Origin of the sequence: Caballeronia grimmiae (assembly GCF_022879615.1) — a bacterium.
Taxonomy (GTDB): domain Bacteria; phylum Pseudomonadota; class Gammaproteobacteria; order Burkholderiales; family Burkholderiaceae; genus Caballeronia; species Caballeronia grimmiae.
The window spans coordinates 236,763-248,983 of record NZ_CP084271.1 but is presented as its reverse complement, the minus strand read 5'-3'; the positions used below and the strand labels follow the sequence as shown (position 1 = coordinate 248,983).

The 12,221-nt window shown below is 62.8% G+C and carries 12 protein-coding genes; 10 read left to right on the top strand and 2 right to left on the bottom strand.

Going from position 1 to position 12,221, the window contains the following annotated elements:
• The first annotated feature begins 32 nt into the window (after positions 1-32).
• The 8 genes from paaA (at position 33) to LDZ21_RS01160 (ending at position 6,174) form a co-directional block, all read left to right on the top strand.
• The gene (gene paaA / locus LDZ21_RS01195; RefSeq protein ID WP_244793878.1) at positions 33-1,034 is read left to right on the top strand and encodes a 1,2-phenylacetyl-CoA epoxidase subunit PaaA; all 1,002 of its coding nucleotides are present in this window, start codon (positions 33-35) and stop codon (positions 1,032-1,034) included.
• A gap of 24 nt (positions 1,035-1,058) precedes the next feature.
• Positions 1,059-1,343 (top strand): 1,2-phenylacetyl-CoA epoxidase subunit PaaB, encoded by a 285-nt coding sequence (paaB, locus tag LDZ21_RS01190; protein WP_035962383.1) that lies wholly within the window; start codon positions 1,059-1,061, stop codon positions 1,341-1,343.
• A gap of 9 nt (positions 1,344-1,352) precedes the next feature.
• Complete coding sequence (paaC, locus tag LDZ21_RS01185) at positions 1,353-2,150, top strand: 1,2-phenylacetyl-CoA epoxidase subunit PaaC (protein WP_244793877.1); 798 nt, start codon at positions 1,353-1,355, stop codon at positions 2,148-2,150.
• Complete coding sequence (gene paaD, locus LDZ21_RS01180; protein WP_244793876.1) at positions 2,150-2,674, top strand: 1,2-phenylacetyl-CoA epoxidase subunit PaaD; 525 nt, start codon at positions 2,150-2,152, stop codon at positions 2,672-2,674. The genes paaC and paaD overlap by 1 nt, the downstream gene beginning before the upstream one ends.
• A 21-nt stretch (positions 2,675-2,695) precedes the next feature.
• Positions 2,696-3,784 carry a 1,2-phenylacetyl-CoA epoxidase subunit PaaE gene (paaE, locus tag LDZ21_RS01175; protein WP_244793875.1) on the top strand — a complete coding sequence of 363 codons (1,089 nt, stop codon included), beginning with the start codon at positions 2,696-2,698 and terminating at the stop codon, positions 3,782-3,784.
• Positions 3,785-3,880: 96 nt separating this feature from the next.
• Positions 3,881-4,657, top strand: a complete 777-nt coding sequence (locus tag LDZ21_RS01170; protein ID WP_244793874.1) for a DUF1835 domain-containing protein — start codon at positions 3,881-3,883, stop codon at positions 4,655-4,657.
• Between the two features lie 37 nt (positions 4,658-4,694).
• Positions 4,695-5,303: a TetR/AcrR family transcriptional regulator gene (locus LDZ21_RS01165; RefSeq protein ID WP_244793873.1), complete on the top strand. Its 609-nt coding sequence runs from the start codon at positions 4,695-4,697 to the stop codon at positions 5,301-5,303.
• Between the two features lie 202 nt (positions 5,304-5,505).
• A complete protein-coding gene (locus LDZ21_RS01160; protein WP_244793872.1) occupies positions 5,506-6,174 on the top strand; it encodes a GNAT family N-acetyltransferase in 669 nt (222 codons plus the stop codon).
• Positions 6,175-6,253: 79 nt separating this feature from the next.
• Here LDZ21_RS01160 and LDZ21_RS01155 read toward each other — a convergent pair whose 3' ends face one another.
• Entirely contained in the window at positions 6,254-6,757 is a 504-nt protein-coding gene (locus LDZ21_RS01155) for an Lrp/AsnC family transcriptional regulator (protein WP_035962374.1), read from the bottom strand.
• A 143-nt stretch (positions 6,758-6,900) separates the two neighbouring features.
• On the opposite strand from LDZ21_RS01155, the gene hppD reads away from it, so the two are divergent.
• Positions 6,901-8,004: a 4-hydroxyphenylpyruvate dioxygenase gene (gene hppD, locus LDZ21_RS01150; RefSeq protein ID WP_244793871.1), complete on the top strand. Its 1,104-nt coding sequence runs from the start codon at positions 6,901-6,903 to the stop codon at positions 8,002-8,004.
• 95 nt (positions 8,005-8,099) lie between these two features.
• Here hppD and LDZ21_RS01145 read toward each other — a convergent pair whose 3' ends face one another.
• Positions 8,100-8,303, bottom strand: a complete 204-nt coding sequence (locus LDZ21_RS01145; protein ID WP_244793870.1) for a hypothetical protein — start codon at positions 8,301-8,303, stop codon at positions 8,100-8,102.
• Between the two features lie 289 nt (positions 8,304-8,592).
• Here LDZ21_RS01145 and LDZ21_RS01140 point away from each other — a divergent pair, with 289 nt between their 5' ends.
• Positions 8,593-12,174, top strand: a complete 3,582-nt coding sequence (locus tag LDZ21_RS01140) for an indolepyruvate ferredoxin oxidoreductase family protein (RefSeq protein WP_244793869.1) — start codon at positions 8,593-8,595, stop codon at positions 12,172-12,174.
• Positions 12,175-12,221: the final 47 nt, after the last annotated feature.

The following is a 12,221-nucleotide window of genomic DNA, read 5'->3' as shown; positions in this document are numbered from 1 at the left end:
CGACAGCGACTTCCCATGAGCGAGTGTCCGCCATGTACACCCAATCTCTCGACGTTCCCGGGCAGCAGCCCGCTTCAGACGCCCCTGCCGACGCCTCTTCCGAGCAGCAACGTTTCGACGCCGTGATGCAGGCCGACGGCAAAATCGAGCCGCAAGACTGGATGCCGGAGGCGTATCGCAAGACGCTAGTGCGGCAGATTTCGCAGCACGCGCATTCGGAAATCATCGGCATGCAGCCGGAGGGCAACTGGATCAGCCGCGCGCCGAGCCTCAAGCGCAAGGCGATCCTGCTCGCCAAGGTCCAGGACGAAGGCGGCCACGGCCTCTATCTATATAGCGCGGCGGAAACGCTCGGCGTCTCGCGCGATCAACTGGTCGATGCGCTGCACGCCGGCAAGGCGAAATATTCGAGCATCTTCAATTATCCGACGCCCACGTGGGCCGACGTCGGCGTGATCGGCTGGCTCGTCGATGGCGCGGCGATCATGAACCAGATTCCGCTGTGCCGCTGCACCTATGGGCCGTATGCGCGCGCAATGATCCGCATCTGCAAGGAAGAGTCGTTCCATCAGCGGCAGGGTTTCGATGCCCTCCTCGCAATGATGAAAGGCACGCAGGCGCAAAAGGAACTCGTGCAGCAGGCCGTGAACCGCTGGTGGTGGCCGGTGCTGATGATGTTCGGCCCGAGCGACAAGGATTCGATCCACAGCGGCCAGTCTTTCGCGTGGGGCATCAAGCGCATTTCGAACGATGACCTGCGCCAGAAGTTCGTCGACGCGACCGTCGAGCAGGCAAAGATTCTCGGCGTGACGCTCCCCGATCCGGACTTGAAGTGGAACGCGGTGCGTGGCGCGCACGATTACGGCGAGATCGACTGGGAAGAATTCTGGCGCGTCGTCAACGGCGACGGCCCGTGCAACAAGGAGCGCCTCGCCACCCGCGTCAAGGCACACGACGACGGCGCATGGGTGCGCGAGGCCGCGATCGCCTACGCGGAAAAACAGAAGGCGCGCGCGCAGAAGCTTGCGGCCTGAAGCGAGCATCGAGGAGATATCGACATGAGCAAGGAATGGCCGATCTGGGAAGTCTTCGTGCGCAGCAAGCAGGGACTCGATCACAAACATTGCGGCAGCCTCCACGCTGCCGACGCAAGCGCCGCGCTGCGCATGGCGCGCGACGTCTACACGCGGCGTCAGGAAGGCGTGAGCATCTGGGTGGTGCCGTCCGCGGCGATCACGGCGTCCGATCCGGCCGACAAGGGCGAGCTGTTCGAGCCCGCCGGCGACAAGATTTATCGGCATCCGACGTTCTTCGTGCTGCCCGACGAAATCAACCACATGTAAGGGCGCGACATGAGCACCGAACATCTCGCCTATGTGCTGCGTCTCGCCGATAACGCGCTGATCCTCGGTCAGCGCAACGCCGAATGGTGCAGCCACGGCCCGGCGCTGGAAGAGGACATCGCGCTGGCGAACATTAGTCTCGATCTGATCGGTCAGGCGCGGCTGCTGTACTCGCACGCGGCGACGCTCGAAGCCGAACTCACCGGTCAGAAGAAGACCGAAGACGATTACGCCTATTTCCGCGCCGAGCGCGAATTCGCGAATTACACGCTCGTCGAGTTGCCGCACTTCGGCCCGCTCGCGGGGACGGCGCGCACCGAACGCGACTACGCGGTCACTATCGTGCGCAACTTTCTGTATTCGGCGCTGATGGCCGAGTTGTGGACGGCGTTGCAGGCGTCGTCGGATACGCAGCTCGCGGCGATCGCGGCAAAGTCGATCAAGGAAACGCGCTACCACCTGCACCACGCACGCGACTGGTTCGTGCGCCTGGGCGATGGCACGGACGAATCGCATCGGCGGGCGCAGGCGGCGCTCGACTATCTGATGCCGTACACGCGCGAGTTCTTCCATCCCGACGCCGTCGAGCGCGCGGTGGCCGAAGCGGGCATCGCGCCGCTCGCGAGCGATTTCGAGGCCGTGTGGCGCGAAGCGGTTTCATCGGCGATCGAGGAAGCCACGCTGCGCGCGCCCGCCGAAGCGAAGCACGTCAGCACGGGCAAGCTCGGCGAACATTCCGAGCACATGGGCTATCTGCTCGCCGAAATGCAGAGCATCGCGCGGCAACATCCGGGCGCGACCTGGTGATGACGACCGCCGACGCCCACACCGACGCCACGCTGCAGCGCGCGTGGTCCGTCCTCGAATCGGTGCCCGATCCGGAAATCCCGGTGGTGTCGATCCGCGAACTCGGCATTTTGCGCGACGTCCGCCACGGCGACGACGGCGTGCTCGAAGTCGTCATCACGCCGACGTACTCGGGATGCCCGGCGATGTCGCAGATTGCGGAAGACATCGCGCACGCGATCGACAACGCGGCACTCGGCGCGCATCGCGTGAAGACGGTGCTCGCGCCCGCCTGGACGACCGACTGGATCACCGACGACGCGCGCGAAAAGCTGCGCCGCTACGGCATCGCGCCGCCGACGGGCGCTTGCAGCAGCCCCGAACAACCGCTGCGCTTCGTGCCGTACAAGAAGGAAGTCATCGCCTGTCCGCGCTGCGGCTCCGCGCACACGGAAAGGCTTGCGCAGTTCGGCTCGACGGCGTGCAAGGCGCTGTATCGCTGCCTGGACTGCCGCGAGCCGTTCGATTACTTCAAGCCGTATTGACTGCTCCGAGACACGATCATCATGGCGACTCCGCAATTCCATCCGCTGCGCATCCGCGACGTGCGTCCCGAAACCGCCGATGCCGTCACCGTTTCGTTCGACGTGCCGCCCGAACTGCGCGACGCTTTTCGCTTCACGCAAGGCCAGTTCGTGACGCTGAAGACGCATATCGACGGCGAAGAGACGCGGCGTTCGTACTCGATCTGCGTCGGCGTGACCGATTACGATCGCGACGGCGAATTGCGCATCGGCATCAAGCGCGTGCGCGGAGGACGCTTCTCCAACTTCGCGTTCGACACACTGAAGCCCGGCCATGAAATCGAGGTGATGACGCCCGACGGGCGCTTCTTCACGCACCTGAACGCCGATCACGCGAAGCATTACGTCGCGTTCTCCGGAGGCTCGGGCATCACGCCGGTGCTCGCGATCATCAAGACGACGCTGGATATGGAGCCGACCAGCCGCTTTACGCTCGTGTACGGCAACCGCAGCGTCGACGCGATCATGTTCGCGGAAGAGCTCGAAGACCTGAAGAACCGCTACATGAGCCGGCTCGCGCTGTACCACGTGCTCTCGGACGACCTGCAGGACGTCGAACTGTTCAACGGCGTGCTCAACCAGGCGAAGTGCAAGGCGTTCCTCGAAACGCTGCTGCCGCCGGATGAAATCGACGAAGCGTTCATCTGCGGTCCCGCGCCGATGATGGACGCCGCCGAAGCCGCGCTGAAGAAGTCGGGCGTGGCGCCGCAGCGCATCCACGTCGAGCGATTCGGCTCGCCGCTGCCGCAAGCGGGCGTGCCGCAGATCGAGATTACGGAAAGCACGCCGGCGGCGGATCTGGAACTGATCATCGACGGGAAAAGGCGCAAGCTGCGCCTGCCGTACGAAGGCGCGAGCGTGCTGGATGTCGGTCTCAAGGCGGGGCTCGCGCTGCCCTATGCGTGCAAGGGCGGCGTCTGCTGCACGTGTCGCGCGAAGGTCGTCGAAGGAACGGTGAAGATGGACAAGAACTACACGCTGGAGCAACACGAAATCGACGACGGATTCGTGCTGACTTGCCAGTGTCATCCGGTGAGCGAGCGTGTCGTCGTGAGTTTTGACGAGCGTTGATCTGAGCGCGAAAGCCCACACCGGCACGCGCGACGATTGGCTTAAACTGGGGATCGCACTCCGAGCGGTCCCTTCGTCTTCCGGCATGCCGACACCATGAACATGATTCACGTCACGAATGGCGACAACGCCGCCCAGTCGCTGACCGAAGCGCTTCGGCTCGCCGGGCGCAACGATCAGGTGATCGCCCTGCGCGACGATCTCGCCGTCGGTCCCATCCGCGATGTTGATGAATCGCCGGTCGCGCGTGCGACGTTCTGGCGTCAGGTGTGGAACAGTGCGGTCGATTTCGAAGCCGAACTCAAGACGCAACAGACACTTTTCGGCCGTCTGGCGCGCGGCGACGCGCAGGTCGTCGTGTGGCACGGCCAGAGCGCGGCGGATCAGCTCACGCTGCGCCGCGTCGCTTATCACCTGCGCAACGTGCCGCAGCGTCTGAACGAAGCGAAGCTGAACCTCGCCGATCTGGGCGACGCCGCCGGCGACGTGCATCAGGCGACTGCCGTCGGCATGTTCTCGCCGCAGCAATTACTTGCGAAACTGCCGAGCGCCGCGCCTATTTCGGTGCTGCGCATCAGCCGGCTCGCGCTCGAATGGCAGGAAGCAAAGCACTCCAACGCCGAAAACCGCCGCCTGCGCGACAACATGCTCGTCTCCGGCACATGGACGGATGTCGATGAAGCAATGCTCGACATCGCGACTTCCGAATGGCGTCCGGCCCGGCGCATCTGCGGCGAGGCGATGGCGCAGCGCTTCGACTTCCTGCTGAGCGACTCGGTCGCCTTCTGGCGATGCCGCGAACTCGTCGCGGCGGGGCGGCTTAAAATACGCGGCGCGCCGTCGGAAATCGCCGACGCCGAACTGCGCCGGTAGACTCGACCAGCCACCAAGCCGAAAACAACGTCCATCAATGGCCCGTACGAAAGCGCCTGACCACGAAACACAACGCGAACAGATTCTCGAACTGGCCGCCGCCAAATTCGCGCAGACGAGTTACCCCAGCACGTCGATGGCGGACCTCGCCGCAGCAAGCGGGACGTCGAAAGCTCGGCTTTATCACTATTACGCGAGCAAGGAAGCGATTCTCTTCGATCTGCTCGACCGCTACACGAAGCGGCTGATGCTGATCATCGCCGAGGTGGAAGCCGCGAGCGAGCGGCGCGGCCTCGACGAGCGAGAGGCCTTCGCCGAACTGGTGCGCGCGTTTCTCGCGGAATACGAGACATCGCATAGCCGGCACGTTGCGCTGCTGAACGACGTGAAATATCTCGAAGAAGTGCAGCGCGAGATCGTCCTCGGGCGTCAGCGGGACATCGTCGCGGCGTTCGCCCGTCAACTCGCCCGCGCCTATCCGCAGCGCGTGTCGAAGGACAATCAGACCGCCCTCACGATGATGGTCTTCGGCATGATCAATTGGACGTTCACCTGGTTGAAGCCGGGCGGCAAGCTGGGCTACGGCGAATTTGCGGAGCAGGTCGTCGGGATGATCGACCATGGCTTGGCCGACGCGAACACCTGATTTTTGTTGCGATGCGACAGAATGACGTGTTGTTCCGCGCCAAGTTTTCTAAGTCATTGTTTTCGCTCAACATTGTTGCGATTTAGCAAACGTTTAGAACAGCCCCTCCACGGTTTTTAAGGGTTTTCCCGTATCCGATTCTCTCGAACCGGCTAAAATGCGTTTTGCTTTGCAGCAATTCGCATCACGACAGGAGAACACCGTGGAACTGACCTTCAACCGCACCGCCGAGCAGATCGTCGCGAGCGACCGTCCGCTGTCGGACGCCGCGCGTAAGCCAGTTCTCGTCCGTGAACTGTCTTCCGCTGATCGCGAGCGCCTGCTCGCCCACTTTCTTTCGCTCGACGAAGAGGACCGTCTGCTGCGCTTTGGGCAGATCGTGCCGGATCACGTCATCGAGAATTACGTCCGCAACCTGAACTTCACGAACGACACGGTCTTCGGCGTGTTCAGCGCGTCGCTGGAACTGGTCGGCGTCGGCCATCTGGCCTATCTGCCCGCCCAAGGCGACAAGCGCACCGCCGAGTTCGGCGTGTCAGTGCTGGAAAGTGCGCGCGGACGCGGCATCGGCACCAAGCTCTTCGAGCGCGCCGCCATACGCAGCCGCAACACTCACGTTTCCGAGCTGTATGTGCACTGCCTGTCCCGCAACAAGACGATGATGCACATCGCGCGCAAGGCCGGCATGAAGATCGAGTACGCCTATGGCGAAGCAGACGCGTATCTGTCGCTTCAGCCGGCTGACCAGACGAGCATCATGGCCGAAATGCTTCAGGAGCAAGCCGCCGTGTTCGATTACGCGATAAAGCGCCAAGCGCATCGCGCAACGCAAATGTTCAAGGCATTCATGCCGACGGCCGACGCGGCCTGACGCTCCGAACAGCGCGGGGCTCGCGCTGCGAGCGGGACTACGAAAGGGCGGCCGAGACCGCCCTTTTTCTTTTGCGCGGCTAACGAAGCGGCAGCACCGTCGTTTCCTTGATGCGTTCCAGCGAAAAACTCGAGCGGACGTCGATCACCGATGGATGGTGCAGTAGCTGGCCGTCCACGAAGCGCGAAAAGTGCTCCATGTCGCGTACCTGCACACGCAACAGAAAATCCATCTCTCCTGTCATCGCATCGCAGGCGACGACTTCGGGCCACGATCGCACGGCTTCACGAAACAGATCGCCGTGTGTCGGCGGTTTCGGCGTCCCGGCGGCGACCGGCATGCCCCCGCGCTTTTCCAGCCGCACGTTGACGTAAGCGAGCAGTCCGAGCCCGAGCTTTTTGGCGTCGAGCAGTGCGACGTATCCGCGAATCACGCCCGTCTCCTCCAGCCGCCGAATGCGCCGCAAGCACGGACTAGGCGACAAGCTCACGCGATCCGCGATTTCCTGATTCGACAGCCGGCCATTCTCCTGCAAGATCGCCAGGATTTTGCGATCTATGGCGTCGATTTCGGGTTCAGCCATCTTCTGTCTCCTGTTCGGCCTTGCTTGGCAGCTTCGTGCGCAATCTTAGAAAGCGGCGATTTGTTTCGCAAGTTTTTGGCGCGCCCTCCTCGCTAAACTTGTCTTCACGTCGCTCGAGCGCCGCACAGATCAGGAGACACGCAATGACCGCATCGAACTGGGAAAATCCCGTCGGCACCGACGGTTTCGAATTCATCGAATACACCGCGCCCGATCCCGTCGCGCTCGGACGGCTGTTCGAGCAAATGGGCTTCACCGCCATTGCGAAGCATCGGCACAAGAACGTGACGCTGTATCGGCAAGGCGAGATCAACTTCATCATCAACGCCGAAGCCGATTCCTTCGCACAGCGGTTCGCGCGCCTGCACGGGCCGTCGATCTGCGCGATCGCCTTTCGCGTCGCGGATGCCGGCAAGGCTTATCAGCGCGCGCTTGACCTCGGCGCGTGGGGCTTCGACAACAAAACCGGCCCGATGGAACTGAACATCCCGGCGATCAAGGGCATCGGCGATTCGCTGATTTACTTCGTCGACCGCTGGCGCGGCAAGAACGGCGCGCAGCCGGGCAGCATCGGCGACATCAGCATCTACGACGTCGACTTCGAACCGATTCCCGGCGCGGACCCGAATCCGGTCGGCCACGGGCTGACGTATATCGACCATCTGACGCATAACGTGCATCGCGGGCGGATGATCGAATGGGCCGAGTTCTACGAGCGCCTGTTCAACTTCCGCGAAGCGCGTTATTTCGACATCGAAGGCAAAGTGACGGCCGTCAAGTCGAAGGCGATGTCCTCACCGTGCGGCAAGATCCGCATTCCGATCAACGAGGAAGGCTCCGATAACGCCGGTCAGATTCAGGAATATCTCGACGCTTATCACGGCGAAGGCATTCAGCACATCGCGCTCGGGACGAACAATATCTACGAAACCGTCGACGGCCTGCGCACCGCGAAAATTGCGCTGCTGGATACCATCGACACGTATTACGAGCTCGTCGACCGCCGCGTGCCGAATCACGGCGAAACTGTCGCCGAGCTTCGCAAGCGCAAAATTCTGATCGACGGCGTGCGCGACGAAATCCTGCTGCAGATTTTCACCGAGAACCAGATCGGGCCGATCTTCTTCGAAATCATTCAGCGCAAGGGCAATCAGGGCTTCGGCGAGGGCAACTTCAAGGCGCTGTTCGAATCGATCGAACTGGATCAGATGCGGCGCGGCGTGCTGAAGGACACGAGCGCCAGTTAAACGCGGATTAGATGCAAAAAAGGGACATGATTCACTCATGTCCCTTTTGTCTTGGGCGGCGGATTCTCGAAAAGAACCGGCCGCTATGACGCCGGTCAGTTCGCCGTGTCGTCGTTGCTGCGCTCCGAATCGCGGCGCTCGCCGGTGCGCGTCTGCGCAACTTGCGCGCGCGCCTGCACGACTTGAGGAGCGGACGTTGCCCCGAACGGCGAGCTCGCGCGAGCGCCGCTCATCGGCGCGCTGATCGCGAAAAAGGCCGCCGAGACCATCAGGAAACTCTGGATGTGGCGTTGCTTCATTTAATTTCTCCTTATAACTGCGTGTGCGACACCTGGCAAACCGCGCCAGGCGCCCGTTTAGACACAGCCCTGAGCGAGGGTTCCGCATTTCGGTCACTTTTACACCTGTAACAAAGCGCATCCGCCGGCTCAGGCCCGCGCAGCTTGTCCTATCTCGAAAACGGGTTTCTCCCACTGTCTTAGGAACGACTGCGTCGGCACACTTGAAGTCCCGGCCAACGCGTCCACAAGGCGCGACGGCCCGAAATATGCTTTGGTGATCCCAAACTCGGGTGGAGGAAGACACATAATGAACGCCCCGCTAGACGCAGAACAAAGAGCTTCGCTAGAAGCCGCGCTGAAATCCGTCACACTCGACGACAAATACACGCTCGAACGCGGCCGCGCCTACATGAGCGGCATCCAGGCCCTGGTGCGCCTGCCGATGCTCCAGCAAGAACGCGACAAGGCCGCTGGCATCAACACCGCCGGTTTCATTTCCGGCTATCGCGGTTCTCCTCTCGGTGCTCTGGACCAGTCGCTCTGGAAGGCGAAGAAGCATCTCGCCGCGCATCAGATCGTGTTTCAGCCCGGCGTCAACGAGGATCTCGCGGCAACGGCCGTCTGGGGCTCGCAGCAGGTCAACCTCTATCCGAGCGCGCAATACGACGGCGTCTTCTCGATGTGGTACGGCAAAGGCCCCGGCGTCGATCGTTCCGGCGATGTCTTCAAGCACGGCAATTCGGCCGGATCGTCGAAGCATGGCGGCGTGCTCGTGCTCGCCGGCGATGATCACGCCGCCAAGTCATCGACGCTCGCACATCAGTCCGAGCATCTCTTCAAGGCGTGCGGGCTGCCGGTGCTGTTTCCGTCCAACGTGCAGGAATATCTCGATTTCGGCCTGCACGGCTGGGCGATGAGCCGCTACTCGGGCCTTTGGGTCGCGATGAAGTGCGTGACGGACGTGGTGGAATCGTCGGCGTCGGTGGATATCGACCCGCATCGCACGGAAATCGTGATTCCGACCGATTTCGCGATGCCCGAAGGCGGCCTGAACATCCGCTGGCCGGATCCGCCGCTCGTGCAGGAAGCGCGTCTGCTCGACTACAAGTGGTACGCCGCGCTCGCCTATGTGCGGGCGAACAAGCTCGACCGCATCGAGATCGATTCGCCGCGTGCGCGCTTCGGCATCATGACGGCTGGCAAGGCGTATCTCGACGTGCGTCAGGCGTTGACCGACCTCGGCCTCGACGACCAGACCTGCGCGCAAATCGGCATCCGGCTGTACAAGGTCGGCTGCGTATGGCCGCTCGAAGCGCAGGGCGCGCATGAATTCGCCCGCGGTCTCGACGAAATCCTCGTGGTCGAAGAGAAGCGCCAGATTCTCGAATACGCGATCAAGGAAGAGCTGTACAACTGGCCGGATGCGCAGCGTCCGCGCGTCTTCGGCAAGTTCGACGAAAAAGACGGCGCGGGCGGCGAATGGTCCGTGCCGATGGGAAACTGGCTGCTGCCAGCGCATTACGAGCTATCGCCGGCGATCATCGCGAAGGCTATCGCTACGCGGCTCGACAAGTTCGATCTCCCCGCCGATGTCCGCGCGCGTATCGCGGCGCGCATCGCGGTGATCGAAGCGAAGGAAAAGGCCCTCGCGCGACCGCGCGTCGAAGCGGAGCGCAAACCGTGGTTTTGCTCGGGCTGCCCGCACAACACGTCGACGAACGTGCCGGAGGGATCGCGCGCGATGGCCGGCATCGGCTGTCATTACATGACGGTCTGGATGGACCGCAACACGAGCACGTTCAGCCAGATGGGCGGCGAAGGCGTCGCGTGGGTCGGACAAGCGCCGTTTTCCGGCGACAAGCACGTGTTCGCGAATCTCGGCGACGGCACCTACTTCCACTCCGGCCTGCTCGCGATCCGCGCGGCGATCGCGGCGAAGGTGAACATCACCTATAAGATTCTCTATAACGACGCCGTCGCGATGACGGGCGGCCAGCCCGTCGACGGCGTGCTGACCGTGCCGCAGATCACGCATCAACTGGCGGCGGAAGGCGCAACGAAGATCGTCGTCGTGACCGATCAGCCCGAGAAGTACACGCCGGAAGTCGGGCTTGCGCCGGGCATCGAGGTGCATCATCGCGACGAACTCGACGACATTCAGCGCCAGTTGCGCGAGATTGCCGGCACGTCGATTCTGATCTATGACCAGACCTGCGCCACGGAAAAGCGTCGCCGTCGCAAGCGTGGCGCGTTTCCCGATCCGGCGAAGCGCGTGGTCATCAACGAGGCCGTGTGCGAAGGTTGCGGCGATTGCTCGGTGAAGTCGAATTGCCTGTCCGTCGAGCCGCTCGATACCGAATACGGCACGAAGCGGCAGATCAACCAGTCGACGTGCAACAAGGACTATTCGTGCCTCAACGGTTTCTGCCCGAGCTTCGTGACGGTCGAAGGCGGCCAGTTGAAGAAGCCGAAGGCGACGAGCGTCGCCGGCGATGCAATGCCGCCCGTTCCCACGCCTGACTTGCCTCCGATCGGGCGGCCGTATGGCGTGCTCGTGACGGGCGTGGGCGGTACGGGCGTCGTGACGATCGGCGCGCTGCTCGGCATGGCGGCGCACCTGGAGCAAAAGGGCGTGACCGTGCTCGATGTCACCGGCCTCGCGCAAAAAGGCGGCGCCGTGATGAGCCACGTGCAGATCGCGAACCGCCCCGCCGATATCCACGCGACGCGCATCGCGATGGGCGAGGCGGATCTCGTCATCGGCTGCGATGCGATCGTGACCGCGAGCGACGAGTGCGGATCGCGGATGCAGCCGGGGCGTACGCGCGTCGTCGTCAACAGTGCGCAAACGCCGACTGCCGCGTTCATCAAAGACCCGAACTGGCGCTTTCCGGGCGCGAGTGCGGAAGCCGATATCCGGGCGGCGGCGGGCGAGCATGTCTCGCTCGTCGATGCCAACCGCTTCGCCGTCGCGCTCATGGGCGATGCGATCTACACGAATCCGTTCGTCCTCGGATATGCGTGGCAGAAGGGGTGGCTGCCGCTGCTGCATGAATCGCTGGTGCGGGCGATCGAGCTGAATGCGGTGCAAGTCGAGAAGAATCTTGCCGCGTTCGAATGGGGACGGCGCGCCGCGCATGATCTTGCAGCCGTGACGCGGCTTGCTCATGGCACAGCAACTCAGGACGGCGCCGCGCCGGGCAAGATCATCACGCTGCACACGCCGAAGGCGCTCGATACGCTGATCGACAAGCGGCTCGACTACCTGGCGAAGTATCAGAACACCGCGTACGCCGCGCGCTACGGACGGCTCGTCGCGGAGGTGCGTGCGGCGGAAGCGGCGCTTGGAGCCAGCGATTTTTTGTTGACGGAAGCGGTCGCCAGGAATCTGCACAAGCTGATGGCTTATAAGGACGAGTACGAAGTCGCGCGTCTATATGCCGATCCGGCTTTCCTCGAGAAAGTGAAGAGCAGCTTCCAAGGCGACTGGAAGATCAAGTTCCATCTCGCGCCGCCTGCGCTTTCGAAGAAGGACGCACACGGGCGGCTCGTCAAGAAGCAGTACGGCCCGTGGATGATGCCGGCGATGCGCGTTCTCGCTCGCCTCAAATTCCTGCGCGGCACGGCGATCGATCCGTTCGGGCGGACGGAAGAAAGGAAGATGGAGCGGGCGTTGATCGGCGAGTACGAGGCGCTCGTTCGGGAGCTGATCGCCGGATTGACCATGCCGAAGCTGCCGCTGGCCATCGAGTTGGCGAGCCTGCCGGATTCGATGCGCGGGTACGGCCACATCAAGGACAACAACGTCAAGGCGGCGAAGGTGAAGTGGGAAAAGCTGCTGGCGCGGTGGCGCGACCGTGAAGGCGGGGAGAAGCGGCAGGTGGCGTGAGTGGCGTCTGCGTTGATGAAGGCGGTCCGCACGGACCGCCTTTTCTT